This is a genomic window from Paenibacillus sp. 05T425 (assembly GCF_056396205.1).
Genome location: NZ_JBFTLA010000008.1, coordinates 272,407 through 291,711, shown reverse-complemented (window position 1 = coordinate 291,711; position 19,305 = coordinate 272,407). Strand labels below are relative to the sequence as shown.

17 protein-coding genes are annotated in these 19,305 nt (G+C 50.0%); all 17 read left to right on the top strand.

Annotation, left to right across the window (positions count from 1 at the left end; all coding sequences use genetic code 11):
- The first annotated feature begins 4 nt into the window (after nucleotides 1–4).
- The 17 genes from rbfA (at nucleotide 5) to AC1DF0_RS20215 (ending at nucleotide 19,286) form a co-directional block, all read left to right on the top strand.
- On the top strand, nucleotides 5–361 hold the full coding sequence (rbfA, locus tag AC1DF0_RS20295; RefSeq protein WP_337103016.1) for a 30S ribosome-binding factor RbfA: 357 nt from the start codon (nucleotides 5–7) through the stop codon (nucleotides 359–361).
- A complete protein-coding gene (locus tag AC1DF0_RS20290) occupies nucleotides 358–1,347 on the top strand; it encodes a DHH family phosphoesterase (protein ID WP_442053017.1) in 990 nt (329 codons plus the stop codon). The genes rbfA and AC1DF0_RS20290 overlap by 4 nt, the downstream gene beginning before the upstream one ends.
- Before the next feature lie 3 nt (nucleotides 1,348–1,350).
- Entirely contained in the window at nucleotides 1,351–2,277 is a 927-nt protein-coding gene (truB, locus tag AC1DF0_RS20285; RefSeq protein ID WP_477575119.1) for a tRNA pseudouridine(55) synthase TruB, read from the top strand.
- A 35-nt stretch (nucleotides 2,278–2,312) separates the two neighbouring features.
- Nucleotides 2,313–3,260 carry a bifunctional riboflavin kinase/FAD synthetase gene (locus AC1DF0_RS20280; protein ID WP_442053015.1) on the top strand — a complete coding sequence of 316 codons (948 nt, stop codon included), beginning with the start codon at nucleotides 2,313–2,315 and terminating at the stop codon, nucleotides 3,258–3,260.
- A 163-nt stretch (nucleotides 3,261–3,423) separates the two neighbouring features.
- On the top strand, nucleotides 3,424–3,693 hold the full coding sequence (rpsO, locus tag AC1DF0_RS20275; protein ID WP_307204092.1) for a 30S ribosomal protein S15: 270 nt from the start codon (nucleotides 3,424–3,426) through the stop codon (nucleotides 3,691–3,693).
- 135 nt (nucleotides 3,694–3,828) lie between these two features.
- The gene (gene pnp, locus AC1DF0_RS20270) at nucleotides 3,829–5,925 is read left to right on the top strand and encodes a polyribonucleotide nucleotidyltransferase (RefSeq protein WP_477575118.1); all 2,097 of its coding nucleotides are present in this window, start codon (nucleotides 3,829–3,831) and stop codon (nucleotides 5,923–5,925) included.
- Nucleotides 5,926–6,115: 190 nt separating this feature from the next.
- The gene (locus AC1DF0_RS20265; protein ID WP_442053013.1) at nucleotides 6,116–7,123 is read left to right on the top strand and encodes a polysaccharide deacetylase family protein; all 1,008 of its coding nucleotides are present in this window, start codon (nucleotides 6,116–6,118) and stop codon (nucleotides 7,121–7,123) included.
- Between the two features lie 36 nt (nucleotides 7,124–7,159).
- On the top strand, nucleotides 7,160–8,428 hold the full coding sequence (locus AC1DF0_RS20260) for an insulinase family protein (protein WP_475820576.1): 1,269 nt from the start codon (nucleotides 7,160–7,162) through the stop codon (nucleotides 8,426–8,428).
- Nucleotides 8,409–8,855, top strand: a complete 447-nt coding sequence (gene dut, locus AC1DF0_RS20255; RefSeq protein WP_442053011.1) for a dUTP diphosphatase — start codon at nucleotides 8,409–8,411, stop codon at nucleotides 8,853–8,855. Before AC1DF0_RS20260 ends, dut begins: the two co-directional genes overlap by 20 nt.
- 124 nt (nucleotides 8,856–8,979) lie before the next feature.
- Nucleotides 8,980–9,879 carry a dipicolinate synthase subunit DpsA gene (gene dpsA / locus AC1DF0_RS20250; RefSeq protein WP_337103008.1) on the top strand — a complete coding sequence of 300 codons (900 nt, stop codon included), beginning with the start codon at nucleotides 8,980–8,982 and terminating at the stop codon, nucleotides 9,877–9,879.
- On the top strand, nucleotides 9,876–10,466 hold the full coding sequence (locus tag AC1DF0_RS20245; protein WP_337103007.1) for a dipicolinate synthase subunit B: 591 nt from the start codon (nucleotides 9,876–9,878) through the stop codon (nucleotides 10,464–10,466). The genes dpsA and AC1DF0_RS20245 overlap by 4 nt, the downstream gene beginning before the upstream one ends.
- Nucleotides 10,467–10,750: 284 nt before the next feature.
- Nucleotides 10,751–11,980, top strand: a complete 1,230-nt coding sequence (dapG, locus tag AC1DF0_RS20240; protein WP_477575117.1) for an aspartate kinase — start codon at nucleotides 10,751–10,753, stop codon at nucleotides 11,978–11,980.
- Nucleotides 11,981–12,128: 148 nt separating this feature from the next.
- Nucleotides 12,129–13,004, top strand: coding sequence for a 4-hydroxy-tetrahydrodipicolinate synthase (gene dapA / locus AC1DF0_RS20235; RefSeq protein WP_477575116.1), 876 nt, complete (start codon nucleotides 12,129–12,131; stop codon nucleotides 13,002–13,004).
- Nucleotides 13,005–13,515: 511 nt separating this feature from the next.
- The gene (locus AC1DF0_RS20230; protein ID WP_477575115.1) at nucleotides 13,516–15,195 is read left to right on the top strand and encodes a ribonuclease J; all 1,680 of its coding nucleotides are present in this window, start codon (nucleotides 13,516–13,518) and stop codon (nucleotides 15,193–15,195) included.
- A 299-nt stretch (nucleotides 15,196–15,494) separates the two neighbouring features.
- Entirely contained in the window at nucleotides 15,495–16,265 is a 771-nt protein-coding gene (locus tag AC1DF0_RS20225) for a ClpP family protease (protein ID WP_442053008.1), read from the top strand.
- A complete protein-coding gene (locus tag AC1DF0_RS20220; protein WP_442053007.1) occupies nucleotides 16,262–16,480 on the top strand; it encodes a YlzJ-like family protein in 219 nt (72 codons plus the stop codon). The genes AC1DF0_RS20225 and AC1DF0_RS20220 overlap by 4 nt, the downstream gene beginning before the upstream one ends.
- A gap of 76 nt (nucleotides 16,481–16,556) precedes the next feature.
- Nucleotides 16,557–19,286: an FtsK/SpoIIIE family DNA translocase gene (locus tag AC1DF0_RS20215; protein ID WP_477575114.1), complete on the top strand. Its 2,730-nt coding sequence runs from the start codon at nucleotides 16,557–16,559 to the stop codon at nucleotides 19,284–19,286.
- Nucleotides 19,287–19,305: the final 19 nt, after the last annotated feature.

Below are 19,305 nucleotides of genomic sequence, written 5' to 3'. Positions count from 1 at the left end.
CGGCATGGCAAAAATTCGTGTAGGGCGGGTCAGCGAGCAAATTAAAAAAGAGCTGAGCCAAATTATTCAAATGGAGCTTAAAGATCCAAGAATCGGCTTTATTACCGTAACAGGGGTAGAGACGACTAGCGATCTTTCGCAAGCGAAAGTATATTTGAGCGTGCTTGGCAGCGAAGAGCAGAAGGAAGAGACACTTAAGGCGATAGCCCGCGGCACCGGATTTCTTCGCTCCGAGCTTGGCAAGCGAATGAAGCTGCGCCACACGCCCGTGCTGCTGTTCAAGTTCGACAGCAGTATTGAGTACGGCAGCCGAATTGAGTCATTGCTCGACGATATTAATAACGGAAACGATGCTCGATGATCGGGTCCGCGAGCTACTTGAAGCAGTTGGACGAAGCACTCGCTTTCTTGCGAGAAGGAGACAACTTTCTAGTCGTATCGCATGTACAGCCTGACGGTGATGCAATCAGCTCTACGGTAGTCGTAGGCTGGTTGCTTCATAAGCTGGGCAAAGCAGTCACACTCATTAACGAAGGCGAGCTGCCTTCACGCCTAAGCTACTTGCATCGTTCCTCGGAGATCGGTCATTATCGGGCGAATCCTCTAGAGCAGTCCTTTGCGACGGTCGTATCAGTCGATTGCGCTGACTTCCGCCGTATCGGTGACGTTGCAAGCAGCTTCACTGAAGGCGTGAAGCTGCTTAATATCGATCATCATCCTACGAACAACGGCTTCGGCACCGTTAACGTCATACGTGACAACGCGGCGGCCACCGTTGAAATTTTATATGATTTGATCGAGCATGCCGGCATTGAACTCGATCTTGATTGTGCGACGGCCATTTATACCGGCCTGCTCACCGATACGGGAGGATTCCGGTACTCCAATACGAGTCCGCGCGTGATGGAGATCGCCTCCAAGCTGCTCGCCATTGGCGTATCAGGCCATCAACTCGCCGATCATTTGCTCGAGAAGATGACTATAGCGAAGCTGAACCTGTTGAAGCTGTCGCTTAATCGGCTAACCTTCTCTGACGATCTGAAGATCGGTTGGGTTCACATTGGCAAGGACGATATTCGTACGACGGGGGCCGTTCCAGAGGACCTTGAGGGAATCGTTAATTATGCGCTTAATGTGGATGGCGTTGAAGTCGGCATTTTATTCAAGGAAACGGAAGACGGCGCAGTGAAAGCAAGCTTGCGCTCGGCTGGCAAAGCTGATGTAGCGGCAATAGCCCAATCATTCGGCGGCGGCGGACATGTCAGAGCGGCCGGCTGCCGGCTTGACTGCTCGCTTGATGCTGCGCCAAATCTTCTAGTGGAAGCAGTTCGAAAGGCGTTGGTTTAATTCATGGACGGCATTTTGGCGGTTTGGAAGCCGGAGGGCTGGACATCCCACGATGTAGTAGCAAAGGTAAGGCGCATATTGCGGATGAAGCGGATCGGCCATGCTGGAACGCTTGACCCGATGGTAACAGGTGTGCTCCCGTTATGCCTTGGCCGCTCTACACGGGTCGTCGAGTACTTGCAGGAGCGTCCAAAAGCGTATGAGGCGGTACTTAAGCTCGGTATATCAACCGACACGGAGGATGTAACAGGCGCTGTTCTCGAGGATCAGCCGAATCCGCAAGTGACGGAGGATGCCGTGCGCAAGGCGCTGCGTCAATTCGTTGGTCAGATCGACCAGATTCCGCCTATGTTCTCTGCCGTTAAGGTAGACGGCAAGCGTCTGTACGAGCTAGCGCGTGAAGGGAAGACGGTAGAACGGAAGTCAAGAACGGTGACGATCTACCAGTTGGAGCTTCTGGACATGAAGCTGGATCAACAGTATCCGGAAATTAGGTTTTCCGCTGTATGCTCCAAAGGCACTTATATTCGCACATTATGCGTTGATATTGGCAAGGCGCTAGGCGTTCCAGCTACGATGGCGAGTCTTACGCGCTCGATGTCGGGCGGTATTACTCGCGAGCGTTGCTTGACGCTTGAGGAGATTGAACAATTGCAGCAATCAGGCCGGCTTAATGAGCATCTCATTGACGCTGATGAAGCAATCGATCATTTGCCGGTCGCCGAAGTACCAGCCTCTGTTGGCAAGCTAGCATTGCTGGGGCAGAAGATAGCCTTAGCCCATGCTGCCATAGCTGACAGTTCAGTTGCTAATAATGGTGTTCTTGTGCGTTTATATAATGATCAACGATTATTTATTGGAATCTTTCAGATTGATACGGAAAGCGCGTTGCTGAAGCCGATTAAGGTATTCTCCTCAGTCGCCGAGTAAATTAAAGCTTATTAGGAAATGCAGGTGTATCAGCGTTGAAGATAATATCCCTTCAATATCCGTTAGACGGTTTGTCCGCATTGCCGCTGGACAAACCGCTTTCTATAGCTATCGGCCACTTTGACGGCGTACACCGCGGTCATCAGAACGTGATCCGCAGAGCCGTGGTTGAGGCAAAAGCTGCAGGTCAGTTGTCGGCGGTCATGACCTTCGATCCGCATCCGAAAGAGGTGCTGGGCCAAGGCGATCATTATTACCGCTGCCTGACTCCGCTGCATATCAAGACGAAGCTGTTCGAGGAGCTTGGCGTCGACCTTGTTTTTGTAATGAGCTTCGATACCTCATTCGCCTCAGTTACGCCAGAGCGATTCGTTGACGAAGTTCTTCTTGGTTTAGGCGCGAAGCAAGTTGTCGTCGGCTTTGATTTCAGGTTCGGCAGCAAAGGCGCAGGCAATGCGGAAGCTCTTATGCGTCTTGGCGCGCCTAACATTGTCGTACACATCGTTGAACCGCTCTACGAGAATGAATCCAAGGTTAGCAGTACATGGGTTCGTGAGTCGCTGGAGAAAGGTGATCTGGAGACTGCCTCGCTGCTGCTGGGCAGAACCTACGAAATTACGGGCACAGTTGTTCATGGGGATGGCAGGGGGAGAACGATCGGTTTTCCAACCGCTAATATCGATTTCGATTATCCTTATGTATCGCCAAGACTTGGCGTATTCGCCGTCATTGCATGGCTGAATGGCAAGCCGTACCCAGGTGTCCTTAATCACGGCATGAAGCCAACTTTCAATAAGGAAGGCGTTCAGCCCGTTATGGAAGCCCATCTGTTCGACTTCAACCGGGATATCTATGGTGAGCCAATCCGAATCGAGTTCAAATCCTTCATAAGGGCTGAGCAGAAGTTCAGCTCGGTGGACGAACTTATTAAGCAGATTGGAAGGGATTCCGACCAGGTAAGAGAACAATTCAAGGCGAAGTAAACCAACGCCTCGACAAAAGCCTATTCGATATGATATACTGTACAACGTTGTGACTGATTATACAGTTTGTATATACGGGCACTACTTAACCTTAGCTTGGTTGTCCGCTCTCACCGGCGGCGCACGAGGCTAATGGCGATTATGAAGAAGGAGGTGAATTAGGATGGCAATCACGCAAGAACGTAAACAGGAATTGATCGACACTCACAAAACGCACGCGAACGATACGGGTTCTCCGGAAGTTCAAATCGCTATCCTGACGGAAAACATCGTTAACTTGACGCAACATTTCCGGGAGCACAAGAAAGACCACCACTCCCGCCGTGGCTTGCTCAAGATGGTAGGTCAGCGCCGTAAGCTGCTTGCATACCTGAAAAACAAAGATGTTAGACGTTACAGCGCATTGATCGAAAAACTCGGCCTTCGCCGTTAAAAACATGCGTAATGAAAAGCAACCTGGCTGTCCTGCCGTCCGGGAATATCGGATAAGCGGATTCGGGTTGCTTTTTGTAATATGAAAAGTTTCCGAGAGATTTGCCAAAAATGTAAGGTATAGGAGGGATAACAGATGGTACATAGCATTGAAATGACTTTAGGCGGCAGACCGCTCACAATTGAGACAGGCCGTCTTGCAAAGCAGGCGAACGCTGCGGTAACCGTCCGATATGGCGACACGGTTATATTGTGTACAGTTACAGCATCAAACGAACCGAAGGATTTGGACTTCTTCCCGTTGACCGTTAACTACGAGGAACGTCTATACGCGGTCGGCAAAATCCCTGGCGGCTTCATTAAGCGCGAAGGACGTCCAAGCGAGAAGGCGATTCTGTCCAGCCGTCTGACTGACCGTCCGATTCGTCCTTTGTTCCCAGAAGGCTTCCGTAACGATGTGCAAATTGCGAATATCGTGATGAGCGTAGATCAAGATTGCCCGCCTGAGATTGCGGCAATGATCGGTACATCTGCAGCGCTTTCGATCTCCGACGTTCCGTTCAGCGGTCCAATCGGCGGCGTAAGCGTTGGTCGTGTGGACGGTCAATTCGTGATCAACCCGACGGTTGAGCAAGAGCAAGTAACTGATATTTTCGTAGTGGTAGCAGGTACGAAAGATGCCATTATGATGGTAGAGGCTGAAGGCAATGAAGTGTCTGAGGAAGTTATGCTGGAAGCGATTATGTTCGGCCACGACGAGATCAAAAATATCGTTGCGAAGATCGAAGAGCTTCAAGCCGTAGCAGGCAAACCGAAGATGGCTGTCAAGCTTCATAGCGTTGATGCGCAAGCCAATGAAGAAGTGCGCGCATTTGCTTCCAAAGGTCTTCAAGAAGCGATTAAGATCGCGGAGAAGCATGCACGCCAAGAAGCAATCGATGCCGTGAACAGCGAAACGATTGCTCACTTTGAAGTGAAGTATGCGGATTCGCCTGAGCTTCTGTCCGATGTGAAGGAAGTGCTTTACGATATCGTGAAGGAAGAGGTTCGCCGCCTCATTACTCATGATAAAGTTCGTCCTGACGGACGCGGATTGGACGAGATCCGCCCAATCGAGTGCGATGTGGCTTTGCTGCCGCGTACACACGGTTCCGGTCTGTTCACTCGCGGTCAGACACAAGCGCTCAGCATTTGTACGCTTGGCGCAATGGGCGACGTTCAAATTTTGGACGGCATTTCCCCTGAGGAAACGAAACGATTCATGCACCATTACAACTTCCCGCCATTCAGCGTAGGCGAGGCTCGTCCGCTCCGTCCTCCAGGACGCCGCGAGATTGGTCACGGCGCACTCGGCGAACGTGCGTTATCGAAAGTTATTCCTTCTGAAGCTGACTTCCCGTACACGATTCGTCTTGTATCCGAGGTTCTTGAATCGAATGGTTCGACATCCCAAGCAAGTATTTGCGCGAGCACGCTTGCCATGATGGATGCCGGCGTACCGATCAAAGCACCGGTTGCAGGTATCGCAATGGGTCTCATCAAAGACGGCGATCACTTCTCGATCTTGTCCGACATTCAAGGGATGGAAGATCATCTCGGCGATATGGACTTTAAGGTTGCAGGTACGGCTGAAGGCGTAACGGCTATTCAGATGGATATTAAAATCGACGGCATTGACCGCAGCATTTTGCAACAAGCGCTTGAGCAAGCTCGTCTTGGACGCCTGTTCATTCTTGGTAAAATGACAGCAGTTATGTCGCAATCCCGTACAAACCTTTCCAAATATGCTCCGAAAATTTTGACGCTTCGCATTAACCCGGACAAAATCCGTGACGTTATCGGCGCAGGCGGCAAAATCATCAATAAAATTATTGAAGAAACCGGCGTAAAAATCGACATCGAGCAAGACGGCATGGTATTCATCGCTTCCTCGAATGAAGAGATGAACCAAAAGGCGAAAGCGATCATCGAAGGCATCGTGAAAGAAGTTGTCATCGGCGAAGTTTATCTAGGTACGGTTAAACGTATCGAGAAATTCGGCGTATTCGTTGAAATCTTGCCGAACAAGGACGGTCTTGTACACATTTCGCAGCTTGCGAATGAGCGTGTAGCCAAGTGTGAGGACGTCGTGGCCATCGGTGACCAAATTACGGTTAAAGTAACGGAGATCGACCAACAAGGCCGTATCAACCTTTCCCGTAAAGCTGTTCTTACACCAGAGACTGCGCAATAAGGCGGTTGGAACGACTATATCGCTTCAAACGAAGAGTCAGATTCGATCTGTCTCTTTTTTTGTTTTGCCCTGCTTTTACGGATAGCTTCATAATCTCGTCCAACGATTCATACATATGTGTAAAGCGTGTCCGCGTCTTGTTGCAAGAAGAATGGCGGGGAGCGCAATAGGCTATGCGGGAGTTGGGGCTATGGCGATTCGAAAAGCAGCAATCATCGCGGCAAGCATGCTGATGCTGATTGTTTTCGTTCGTATAAACGGTGACGTATCTGCTTATCTAACAGCAGTCAAATCAGGAGGCGCAAGTCTGGCAATAGGCAAGGTTGAACGCAGCGATGAGGAAAAACGGCTGCTCTATGATACAATTGTTGCCGAAGCAGCGAATAAGCGGGAAGCTCCCGTCAATGCAACGATTGATCGCGTATGGCGAGCGATCCCCGGCTACAACGGCATCGAAGTTGATGTCGAGCGAACGTATGAAGCCGCGTTGCGATTGCCGGCTAACAGCGCTATCCCATACGTATTCAAGGAAATAGAGCCGTCTATAAAGCTTGAGGACCTTGGAGCCCATCCCGTATATCGCGGTAACCCGAATAAGAAGATGATTGCGCTAATGATTAATGTAGCATGGGGCAATGAATATATTGAGCCGATGCTGAAGACGCTCGAGCAGGAGAACGTGAAGGCAACCTTCTTCCTCGATGGCAGCTGGTTGAACAAAAATGCCGATATGGCACGCAAGATTCAAGCAGCCGGACATGAAATGTCCAACCATGCTTATTCCCATCCCAATATGAGCGAATTAAGCCGTGGAGCGGCGTATACGCAAATTGCGAAGACGGAGGAGCTGCTGAAGTCAACGCTTGGCGTTAACAATCGATGGTTCGCGCCGCCTTCCGGCGATTTTAATCAAATGACCGTTCAAGTCGCCAGGGAGCAAGGTCTGCAAACGGTATTATGGACGATCGATACCGTGGATTGGAGGAAGCCGCCGGCGGAATCAATCATTCGCAAAATCAATGCTAAGCTTGAGCCAGGCGCATTAATCTTGATGCATCCGACGGCATCCAGCAGGGATGCGCTGGCGGGGATGATTGCAAGCGCCAAGGCGAAGGGATATGCACTGGGAACGGTTAGCGAGACATTGTCTTCGAGCAGAATAACGCCCTCCGTTGTTGAGGGAGCGGACTTATTCTGATATAGTGATATCATTCATGTTGTAGGAGGATACTTGGTGAACAAATATACGCTTAGTAATGGATTACGCGTTGTCGTTGAATATATACCGCATGTCAGATCGGTATCGTTCGGCATATGGGTAAAGACCGGCTCGCGCAACGAGACGCCGGAGAACAACGGCATTTCACATTTTATCGAGCATATGCTCTTCAAGGGCACGGACAAACGGTCTGCGAAAGATATTGCTGATTTATTCGACGGCATTGGCGGTAATGTAAATGCCTTTACGGCGAAGGAATACACATGTTACTTCGCAAAGGTACTTGATGAGCATCTGCCGATTGCGGTAGATGCGTTGTCAGACATGTTTTTCAATTCGCAGATGGATCCAGAAGAGCTGGCGAAAGAGAAAAACGTTATTTTGGAAGAGATTTCGATGTACGAGGATACACCCGACGACAAGGTGCATGACGAAGCATCGAGGGCATCGTTCGGCGATCACCCGCTTGCCTATTCGATTCTAGGCCTTGAAGAAAGACTGACGGCAATGGGACCGGATACGCTTCGCGGCTATATGAAAGAACGTTATACGATTGATAATACGGTCATTAGCGTTGCAGGAAACGTAGAAGAATCGACTTTGCTGGAGCTGCTTGAGAAACATTTCGGCGGCTTTAAGAACAACTCGGGCATTATCGTTGGCAACGAGCCGCCGATATTCCATGGAGAATACAACTTCTTTAAGAAGAAGACGGAGCAGAATCATATTTGCGTCACCTTCCCCGGCTGCTCGATTACTGATTCCAAGCTGTATGCAATGATCCTGCTCAACAATGCGCTGGGCGGCGGCATGAGCTCAAGACTGTTCCAAGAAATCAGAGAGAAGCGCGGACTTGCTTATTCCGTGTATTCCTACCATACGTCCTATGCGGATTCCGGATTGTTCACGATCTATGCCGGCACTGCCCCTAAGCAGACGAAAGAAGTGCTTGATCTGACGATGGAGCAGATCGGCGAGCTGTCCGTCAAGGGACTATCCGAGGAAGAGCTTCATCGCGGCAAAGAGCAACTGAAAGGCAGCTTGATACTCAGCCTTGAAAGCACAAGCAGCCGGATGAACCGTCTTGGCAAAAACGAGCTGATGCTCGGACGCCATTATACGCTTGACGATTTGCTGCAGCGTATCGATACGGTGACGATGGAAGATGTACAATCTGTAACGAAGCAAATGCTGTCCGTTCCTTTTGCCGTTGCGATGGTAGGATCTAATGACAAAGCAGCTGCACAATTGGGGAGGAATCGATTTGTTCCAGGTACTGTTTAAACGACTAGAGGGTAATGAGGATATAGCCGTGCCTCGCAAAATGTCCGAGTGGGCAGCAGGCTTCGACCTGCAGGCTGCGGTCGGCGAACCTATAGTGCTGGCACCGGGAGAGCGCAAGCTCATCCCGACAGGCTTCGCCATGGCGATGCCGGGTGAGCTTGAGGCACAAATTCGGCCGCGCAGCGGTCTAGCGTTCAAACATGGTATCACTTGCTTGAATTCTCCGGGTACAATCGACGCTGATTACCGCGGAGAAGTAAAGGTGCTGCTCGTTAACTTAGGGCAAGAGCCTTTCACGATTACGCGAGGCGAACGCATTGCGCAGATGGTATTCCAGGTGGTGCCTGCTGTAACGATAGTAGAAGAAGCGGGCGAATTACCGGCAACGGTGCGCGGAGCGGGCGGCTTCGGTCATACAGGCGTGTAACGCACACGATAGCTATACGAGAAAGATCGGGGCATTTTACCCGATCTTTTTTTTCTTTTTCACCCCGATTTGGGCGATAGCATAAGATGATACATATCCAGTTGCCAGAAAGGAGTGAGGCCTAATGCTAACAGGCGTTCAAGTGCTGTTGCTTGGGGGTGATGCAAGGCAGCTTGAAATTATCCGCAAGTTAACGGAGCTTGATGCAACCGTTACGGTATGCGGCTTCGACGGACTGCATTCCTCGCTAGACGGCGCCGTGCATGCGGAATTCGACGAGCAGCTGTTCGAAGGAGTGGATGCGCTTCTGCTTCCCGCAGTAGGAACGGATGATCAGGGCATTATTCATGCCGTGTTCAGCGACCGTCAAATGAAGCTGACCGAAGCTCATATTGCGAAGCTGCCGAAGCATTGCAAAGTATATGCCGGCATGGCGAAGCCCTATTTGCGGCAGCTATGCGAGCAAAATCATATTGCTTTAGTTGAACTGTTCGACCGTGATGACGTTGCGATCTATAATTCCATACCGACTGCCGAAGGCGCCATTATGATGGCTATTCAGAATACCGATTTTACGATTCACGGGTCTACGTCCATGATTCTTGGACTGGGCCGAACCGGGTTCACGCTAGCTCGAACGCTTCAAGGCTTAGGGTCGAAAGTGAAGGTTGGCGTGCGCCGTTCAGAGCACTTTGCACGTGCTTCAGAGATGGGTTTTGAGCCCTTTTATATGGGGGTTTTGCAGCAGCAAGTGGGTAATATTGACTTGCTTTTTAATACAATTCCGACTATGATAGTCACAGCGCAAATTATCGCAAATTTGCCATCGCGAGCGGTCATTATTGACCTTGCATCGAAGCCTGGCGGGACTGATTTCCGCTTCGCTGAGAAGCGTGGCATCAAGGCGTTGCTTGCACCCGGACTTCCCGGTATCGTCGCACCGAAGACAGCTGGACGTATCATAGCGGATTGCTTGACTCAGTTGATTTTGGACGATTCGATTAAGCGGGGGAATGGGTCATGAACTGGAATGGAATTACGGTGGGCTATGCGTTGTCGGGCTCACATTGCACGTTTGCTGAAGTCATGCCAGAAATTAAACGGTTCGTCGACGCGGGTGCCAATGTCGTACCGATCGTATCGAATACGTTAATGACTACGGATACTAGATTCGGCAAATCCGAAGATTGGCAAGCGCAATTGAAGTCGATTACCGGTAATGAGTTGATCTCCACGATTGTGCAGGCAGAGCCGCTTGGCCCTTCGAAGCTGCTCGACGTGCTCGTTATCGCGCCATGTACCGGCAATACGACAAGCCGACTGGCTAACGCACTTACAGACAGCGCAGTCTTGATGGCTGCTAAGGCGCAGATGCGCAATGGCCGTCCGGTCGTGCTCGCTATATCTACTAATGATGGATTAGGGTTGAATGCTGCTAACATTGCGAAGTTGCTAGTGGCTAAACATATTTATTTCGTGCCTTTCGGTCAAGATAATCCGGTGCAGAAGCCGAATTCGCTTGTTGCCAAGATGGATCTTGTTATGGAAGCCTGCGAGGCAGCACTACAGGGCAAGCAGCTTCAGCCGCTGCTCATTGAACGCTATAACTAATTGTTGCGCACAATGAGACGGCACCTTCTTGATGCGTCTACGCACATATCGTCGGCCGTTGTCGTTTCAGAGGCTACTAACAAGAATTTAATCAATAACAACTGCGATTAGTAAGGTGTCAAGCAGTTGCTGGCGGCCTTAATACGTGGATGGTCTTTGATAACCTGCTCGATTTGCAGCATGATACGTCATATGAGTCGCCGAAATGAACGCAACAGGTACATGTATTAAGAGAAGGATAGTAGACTGCTTCATCTTGCGATCGGCTACGGAGGCTAGCATACATGCGCATCCTGATTCAAAAATTCGGGGGCACCTCATTATCATCCGATCATGCCAGAGAACATGTCATTGACCACATAAGAAGAGAACGAAGCAATGGATACGCGGTCGTCATCGTCGTGTCCGCGATGGGGAGAAAGGGCGATCCGTACGCTACGGATACGCTTCTTCAACTTATCAGGGATAATGGCGATCGATTGCCGGATCGCGAGAGAGATATGCTGCTGGGCTGCGGGGAGATCATATCTGCAGCCGCTTTATGCAGTTTACTTGTAGCGAGAGATATTCCTGCTGTTACCCTAACCGGCGGACAGGCGGGCATTATAACCGATGAACAGTATGGTCATGCACGTATTAAGGAAATACGGCCTGATCGCATCGTCAGCCTGCTGCATTCTGGCGTTGTCGTCATTGTGACAGGTTTCCAAGGCATTACCGCGCAAGGCGATACAACAACGCTCGGTCGAGGCGGAAGCGACACGTCGGCTACGGCGCTGGGCGCTGCGTTGCGAGCTGAGATGGTTGATATTTATACGGATGTCAGCGGTATTCTGACAGCCGATCCACGCATTGTGAAGGAAGCGAAACCGTTGCCCCGCGTCAGTTACGCAGAAATATGCAATATGGCGCGGCAAGGCGCGAAGGTCATACATCCTCGCGCGGTTGAGATCGCTCAGCATGCGAAGATCCCTTTCCGAGTTCGTTCAACATTTAATACAGACCCGGGGACACTCGTTACCGATACGTCTTTGGATCGTTCAGAGCATACGGTTAGGGATCGTCACGTGACCGGCATTGCGCATGTCTCAGGCATTACGCAAATATCGGTCAAAGCGATTGAAGGACGCAGCGATGTTCAGCTACAAGTGTTTCAGTCGATGGCTAAGCATCGTATTAGCGTCGATTTTATTAATGTTACGCCGAGCGGAGCCATATATACCGTATTTGATCAGGACGCTGAGCGAGCTGTCAACGTGCTCAGGGAAGGCGGATTCACTCCAGCAGCGATTAATGGCTGCGCGAAGGTATCTGTAATCGGGGGCGGAATGAACGGCGAACCGGGCGTAATGGCCCGAATTGTCGAAGCATTGACAGAGCAAGGCATTTCCATTATGCAATCGGCGGATTCGAATACGACGATCTGGGTGCTTGTACGCGAAGCGGATATGGCGGCTGCGCTTCGGGCGCTGCATGCAAAGTTCGAACTTCACCTGCCGCTTTATTCGCAATAGTGAGCAATGTTAGTGATATATATATTGGTTTCACAGATTATTCCCGTATTCGATGAAGTCTTAATCATAGCTGTTTACGATGTTGGTTTTGCCCGATCGAACTTCGATGCGAACAGGCAAAGCTCTTATACTTATAGGAGGAGATCAGATGGACTTCGGAAGACTAATTACCGCCATGGTTACGCCGTTTGACGCAAACGGACAGATTGATTTGGAGACAGCAGCACGCTTAATCGATTATTTGATTGACGTGCAACAAAACACGAGCATCGTAGTATGCGGAACAACCGGAGAATCGCCAACGTTGTCCGACGAAGAGAAGCTGGAGCTGTTCCGTTTCGCTGTTAAGCATGCGGCAGGCCGCGTCAAAATTATTGCAGGAACAGGCAGCAACAACACGGCCCATACGATCCATCTTACGAAGGAAGCGGAAGCTTGCGGCGTGGATGGCATACTTCTTGTGGCCCCGTATTACAACCGTCCTAGCCAGGAAGGTTTGTACCAGCATTTCAAAGCAACGGCAGAAGCAACGAAATTGCCGATCATCCTTTACAATGTTGAAGGGCGCACTGGCGTCAATATTTCCGCAGCAACGACGATTCGACTAGCACAGATTGACAATATTGTTGCGACGAAGGATTGCGCATCGACCGATCAATTGACGCTAATCGTTGCCGGAGCGCCGGAAGGCTTCGTCGTGTATAGCGGCGACGACAGCATGACATTGCCTGCGCTTGCAGTTGGCGCTTACGGCATTGTCAGCGTGGCGAGCCATATCGTCGGCTCAGAGATGAAGCAGCTGATCGACGCATACTTGAGCGGCAACGTTCAGGAGGCCGCGCGTATTAACGGTCGATTGTTCCCGATATTCAAAGGTTTGTTCAACTGTCCTCATCCCGTTCCTAATCCGGTTGCAGTGAAATACGCACTAGGGCTCAAAGGAATTCCGGTAGGCGAAGTAAGGCTGCCGCTCGTTCCGGCAACGGAGCAGGAAGCTGCTTTCATTCGCGATTTGATTCAATAAATAACGCAATTATTTAACGACAGCCGGTGCGTCCAGCATCGGTTTTATTTTTTGGGGAAATCTAAATAATATCGCTAAATCGGGTTTCACTTGTATTCCAGCTTTTTCATCATGTATAATGAGTTCAAGTGACTGGGTGCGGCAAATATTTGAGAACGAAAGTAATAACGTCGGAACGGCGTCTGACGATAGAAGCGCATACGTAAACTCATATTTGCATTTTCGGTTTGCAACGATCGAGAATACGCTTTCGAAGCTGTCTAAGCTTCGGTACTTTTCGTATGATTTTTCGTGGCGACTTATGGTTTCACAGAGCCGAATGGCAGTATTCGTACGATCGGCTCACCGCTTTACGTTTCCAAAGAATAGGCTTTCGAGGGATTTTATGCTTGATAAGCCACACTATATGCTTTCCATGAAGCTGTCATAAGCTTCACATACTTACCAACAAATTATATTGCTTACGAAGCAGCAAGCTGCTTCGCATAACCTTAAGGAGGTCTAGATCCACTTGTCGAAGAAGAACAACCAGGATAAGCTGCTCATATTTGCACTAGGCGGCGCAGGCGAAATCGGAAAAAATATGTACGTAATTCAATATAACAACGACATTGTTGTTGTTGACTCGGGATTGAAGTTCCCGGAAGAGGACATGCTCGGAATCGATATCGTCATTCCAGATATATCCTACCTTACAGAGAATCGCGACAAAGTTCGCGCTATTCTCATCACGCATGGTCATGAAGACCACATTGGCGGTTTGCCGTACGTGTTGAAAAGTCTGAACGTACCGGTATATGCAACAAAACTTACCCTTGGACTAATCGAAGGCAAGCTGAAGGAAGCGGGCTTGCTTGGCGAGACGAAGCGTATTCTTATCAACGCTGAATCCGAAATTCAGTTCGGCTCGATTCGCGCATCCTTCTTCAAAACGAACCACAGTATCCCGGACTCTGTCGGCGTAAGTTTGGACACGCCTGAAGGTACAGTCGTTCACACAGGTGACTTTAAGTTCGACCATACGCCGGTTAACGATCAGTTCGCTGATCTGCAGCGTATTGCTGAGATTGGAAGTAAAGGCGTACTTGCCTTGCTGTCCGACAGTACGAATGCTGAGCGTCCTGGCTTCACACCTTCGGAGAGCAACGTAGGGGAAGAGCTTGAAGATATTTTCCGCAAATCGACGCAACGCGTTGTAGTTGCCACATTCGCATCCAACGTACACCGTATTCAGCAAATCATTAACGCTTCGATAGCAACTCGCCGCAAAATTGCTGTCGTAGGCCGTAGTATGGTTAACGTTGTAGGAATCGCTTCCGAGCTTGGTTATTTGAACATTCCTGAAGGTATGTTGATCGAACCGGAAGAAGTGAATAAGCTTGCTGCTGACCGTGTCGTTATTCTGTGCACAGGAAGCCAAGGAGAGCCGATGTCGGCACTTACGCGGATGGCGCGTTCGACACATCGCAAAGTTGATATTTTGCCTGGTGATACCGTCATCATCGCAGCAACACCAATCCCTGGTAATGAACGTTATGTAGGACGTACTGTCGATGAACTGTTCCGTCTAGGCGCTAACGTCATTTACGGTCCAGGTTCCGTATCGGGCGTTCACGTATCCGGTCACGGCAGCCAAGAAGAATTGAAGCTTATGCTTAACCTGATCAAGCCGAAATATTTCATTCCTATCCACGGTGAATATCGTATGCAGCGTCAACACGCTAAGTTGGCTGAATCGATCGGTATTGAGCGCGAGAACATCTTCATCATCGATAACGGCGATACGGTTGAAGTTCAAGGCGGCGTAGGCCGTAAGGGCTCGAAGGTACAAGCCGGCAACGTATTGATTGATGGACTCGGCGTAGGCGATGTAGGCAATATCGTATTGCGCGATCGCAAGCTGCTGTCGCAGGACGGGATTCTCGTTGTTGTCGTTACGCTAAGCAAGCAAGACGGCGCAATTTTATCCGGCCCGGACATCATCTCGCGCGGATTCGTTTATGTTCGTGAATCGGAAGGACTTCTTGATGAAGCGAACCGTATCGTTACATCGACGCTCACGAAACTAATGAATGACAAAGTAAATGAATGGGCTTCGCTTAAGACGAATGTGAAGGATGCGCTTGGCCGCTTCCTGTATGAGCAAACTCKTCGCCGCCCTATGATTTTGCCGATTATTATGGAAGTGTAATTTCCATTTCCATTCCGGATAAACAGAGGATCGCAAGTGTTCGCAGTTTAGGCTGCTTATGCTTGACGGTCCTCTTTTTTTAAAATATAGGAAAGTATAAGTTTCACTCTTATCTTTACGCCTATATTTCACCGCGAAACGTTAGCTTACGCCGCCAAAGGACGGCGATAGCCGTTTACGCTTGCGCGCAAGCGATCCATTTCTTCTCCTCCCATATGAAGCGCAGCCGTATAAATTCAGCCATCAGCCCCATACTATGACGAGTTGCAGGTTATGAGCATAGAGGGGGATATCGATTTATGACAACGATCAGAATGGATGATTTGACAGCAGAACAACCCGAGCCGGCTGGAGCAGATGAGAAGAAAAAAGCGGCTGCGTCCGTTGTCGAGACGATTCAGCAGCTAGGCCAAACCTCTACACCGGTTAATGCGGAGTCCAACATCTTCTGCATGACGATTATCGGTCAAGTGGAAGGGCATATCGTGCTGCCGCCTCAGAATAAAACAACTAAATACGAGCATCTAATTCCCCAGCTTGTTGCGACGGAGCAGAATCAGAAGATAGAAGGCATTCTCATTGTACTCAATACGGTAGGCGGCGATGTAGAGGCGGGCCTTGCCATAGCCGAGATGATCTCCTCCTTGTCGAAGCCGACGGTTACGCTCGTTCTCGGTGGCGGACATTCCATTGGCGTACCGATTGCGGTAGCCGGCAACTTATCCATTATTGCGGAGACGGCTACGATGACGATTCATCCGATACGATTAAACGGTCTAGTGATCGGGGTGCCGCAAACATTCGAGTATTTGGACAAAATGCAGGAGCGTGTCGTTCGGTTCGTCACCTCGCATTCCAAAGTACCGGAGTCTACGTTCAAGGAGCTGATGTTCAAGACCGGAGAACTGACACGCGATATCGGTACGACTGTAATCGGCGCTGACGCAGTCAAACATGGCTTAATCGATCGTGTAGGCGGATTAGGCGATGCTTTGAAGGAGCTTAATCGGTTGATTGACGAACGCAGAAATGAGACGAAACGAAAAGTCGGGGAGGAAGCGACCGTATGACGCTTTATACAAGTATGCCGCTTGAGATCGTGCTGGAAGGATTCAGCGAAGAGATGGAGCCGCTGCAAGAGGTGTGGGCAATGGGGGTAAAGATGCTTGTTACGCCTGTTGCGCCAGGCATGGGCAAGATCGTACGTTTACTTGAATGCTCGCTCGATGATTATTTGAATCCCAGACTTAATCCGGGGATGATTATCAACTACGATTACGTATAAAGGCTATTGCAAGTACCATCGTCTCATAGGAACATTTCCCCACCTATGGTATAATGTTTTACTAGAGGTGACGGAATTGGCGAAGAGAAGAAAACGTAAAAAATCGATAGCAGCTCAACTAAAATATGAGGTTTACGGCATTTTGCTTATAACGATTTCCATCATCGCGTTGTCAGGCGAAGCAACTGTCGGGCGATCATTATCTAAACTATTCGGACTTATACTTGGCAAGTTCTATTTCGTGCTTGCTCTAATCGGCATATACGTCGGTCTATACGTGATGGTGAAACGGATATGGCCGAAAGGATGGTCGAATCGGAAGACGGGCTTGTTTATCTTGGTGTTGGCATTGACCTTGTGGAGCTCGGTAACGGAGATCGATAAGAAGCTTCGCCCGACGACGGAGCTGTCGGGAAGTCTTATTTTGACTCAATTAAGTACGGATATCCGAATGGGATTGCTATCGGCTCCTGATGCTGAAGTTGCGGCTGAACCCGATGCACCGATTAAAGATAGGGCAATTAGCGGCGGGTATGTTGGGGCACTGCAATATTCGATGCTGTTCTCATTATTCGGTTACTACGGATCTGTGCTCATCCTACTCGTCATGTTCGCAATCTCGATCATGCTGATGACCGGCAAATCGTATGTCGAGCTTGGCCGCATTATTCAGAAACGGGCAGGCAATATGATTAAGCTGCTGATGGCCAAATGGGCAAAACGATCCTCGCTCCGTGCGGCAGCAGCTGCAGCTAACGGTCCGGTCGCCGTAAACGGTGATGACGATCAGACAATTGACGACGATGATGAATACGCTGATTATGAAATCGTGAAGCCGAAGAAGAAAAAATCTTTGTTCTTCTCATGGAGGCAAGAACAATCACAAGAGGCGCATGTCGATAAGGATGAGTCATCGGACGAATGGATCTTCGAGCCGGAGGACGATACACGTCTTTCCGGTAGCAAGCCGTCTTGGCAGTCGGACAATAACGAGCAGCCATGGGAGAAGTCCGGTGAAGCGGGAGACGCAGTAGAGCCGGATGCCGACCTTGCTCCTTGGGAGCAAAGCGAGACGATTAATCATACTCCAGTCGTAATCGAGTCTGAACCTGAACGTCATGAAGAGGCTGGCCGCGGCGAATGGCCGCAAGCAGTTGAAGAACCGCTGCCATGGCAGCAGGAGCCTAATGGAAGTGCAGATTCAAGCGATGACACGAACGAAGACGATGTTGTGCTTCGAGAAGGATCAGCTGTTCCTAGCGATGTTATAGGCGCAAGTACAAGTATAGGCTCGGTCGAAACATCGGAAGCTCTTGTTGTATCTGTGAGCGGCGATGAGCATGCGCCCCGCAGACCGATAGCGGAGGAAAGACCGGTAGAGAAGCCATACTTGCTGCCGCCATTCTCGCTGCTGACAAAGCCAAGCTCCATAGGTAAGGGAGCTGATGCTACCGATAAATACGATTCGAAGCGCAAGCTGGAGGCGACGCTGGAAAGCTTCGGTGTCAAAGCAACCGTGCTTGACGTAGTTCGCGGACCAGCTGTAACACGCTACGAGGTGCAGCCTGCTACAGGCGTGAAGGTAAGTCGTATCGTCAGCTTGACGGATGACATTGCGCTTGCTCTTGCAGCTAAGGATATTCGGATGGAAGCGCCGATTCCCGGAAAGTCGGCAATCGGTATTGAAGTGCCGAATATGGAAGTGTCGGTCGTAACGATGCGCGAGGTCATGGAGACCGTCCCGTTCCAAAATGCAACTTCAAGACTATCCATTGCATTCGGACGAGATATATCTGGACAGCCTATCATCGGCAACTTGGCGAAGATGCCCCATCTGCTCGTTGCAGGGGCAACGGGATCAGGCAAGTCCGTATGTATCAATGGCATCATTACGAGCATCTTGTACAAAGCAACGCCGGACGAAGTAAAGTTTCTTATGATTGACCCTAAGATGGTTGAGCTTAACGTGTACAATGGGATTCCGCATTTGCTTGCGCCAGTCGTTACCGATCCGCGCAGAGCTTCGCTGGCGCTTAAGAAGATTGTTGTTGAGATGGAGAAGCGATATGAGCTATTCTCCAAGTCAGCGACGCGCAACATCGAAGGTTACAACAACTTAGTGGCGGACAACCCGTCCGCTGTATTGCCGTACATAGTCGTTATCGTAGACGAGCTGGCTGATTTAATGATGGTTGCAGCGAATGATGTAGAGGATTCAATCGCGCGTCTTGCTCAGATGGCGCGCGCTGCCGGCATCCACTTGATTATTGCGACGCAAAGGCCTTCAGTTGATGTCATTACCGGCGTCATAAAGGCGAATATACCTTCCCGTATCGCATTCGGCGTTTCTTCGCAGGTGGATTCGCGTACCATCCTCGATATGGTCGGCGCGGAGAAGCTGCTTGGACGCGGCGACATGTTGTTCTTGCCAGTCGGCATGTCGAAGCCGATACGCGTGCAAGGCGCTTTCCTTTCCGACCAAGAGGTCGAGGTGCTTGTCAATTACGCCAGAGGACAAGCGGAAGCGGAGTACAAGGAAGACCTCGTTCCTGAGATCGATGACGACACATCGAGCGATGACATGCAGCTCGACGAGCTGTACGATCAAGCTGTGCAAATCGTATTGGAAGCGAAGCAAGCTTCCGTTTCGCTGCTGCAGCGACGGATGCGAATCGGCTACACGAGAGCTGCGAGGTTAATCGATCAGATGGAAGCGAAGTCGATCGTCGGACCTTATGAAGGCAGCAAGCCGCGTGAAGTGTTAATGACGATGGAGCAATTCCAAGCAGGCAAAACGGGGTCGTAAGCTGTCTTGTATTGGATAA

What these genes read in the sequence shown, in the direction of transcription:
- AC1DF0_RS20225 (WP_442053008.1), top strand. Translation starts at nt 15,495, where the DNA reads ATGACAACGATCAGAATGGATGATTTGACAGCAGAACAACCCGAGCCG.
- truB (WP_477575119.1), top strand. Translation starts at nt 1,351, where the DNA reads ATGGACGGCATTTTGGCGGTTTGGAAGCCGGAGGGCTGGACATCCCAC.
- dpsA (WP_337103008.1), top strand. Translation starts at nt 8,980, where the DNA reads ATGCTAACAGGCGTTCAAGTGCTGTTGCTTGGGGGTGATGCAAGGCAG.
- AC1DF0_RS20220 (WP_442053007.1), top strand. Translation starts at nt 16,262, where the DNA reads ATGACGCTTTATACAAGTATGCCGCTTGAGATCGTGCTGGAAGGATTC.
- dapG (WP_477575117.1), top strand. Translation starts at nt 10,751, where the DNA reads ATGCGCATCCTGATTCAAAAATTCGGGGGCACCTCATTATCATCCGAT.
- AC1DF0_RS20245 (WP_337103007.1), top strand. Translation starts at nt 9,876, where the DNA reads ATGAACTGGAATGGAATTACGGTGGGCTATGCGTTGTCGGGCTCACAT.
- AC1DF0_RS20265 (WP_442053013.1), top strand. Translation starts at nt 6,116, where the DNA reads ATGGCGATTCGAAAAGCAGCAATCATCGCGGCAAGCATGCTGATGCTG.
- AC1DF0_RS20290 (WP_442053017.1), top strand. Translation starts at nt 358, where the DNA reads ATGATCGGGTCCGCGAGCTACTTGAAGCAGTTGGACGAAGCACTCGCT.
- rbfA (WP_337103016.1), top strand. Translation starts at nt 5, where the DNA reads ATGGCAAAAATTCGTGTAGGGCGGGTCAGCGAGCAAATTAAAAAAGAG.
- dapA (WP_477575116.1), top strand. Translation starts at nt 12,129, where the DNA reads ATGGACTTCGGAAGACTAATTACCGCCATGGTTACGCCGTTTGACGCA.
- rpsO (WP_307204092.1), top strand. Translation starts at nt 3,424, where the DNA reads ATGGCAATCACGCAAGAACGTAAACAGGAATTGATCGACACTCACAAA.
- pnp (WP_477575118.1), top strand. Translation starts at nt 3,829, where the DNA reads ATGGTACATAGCATTGAAATGACTTTAGGCGGCAGACCGCTCACAATT.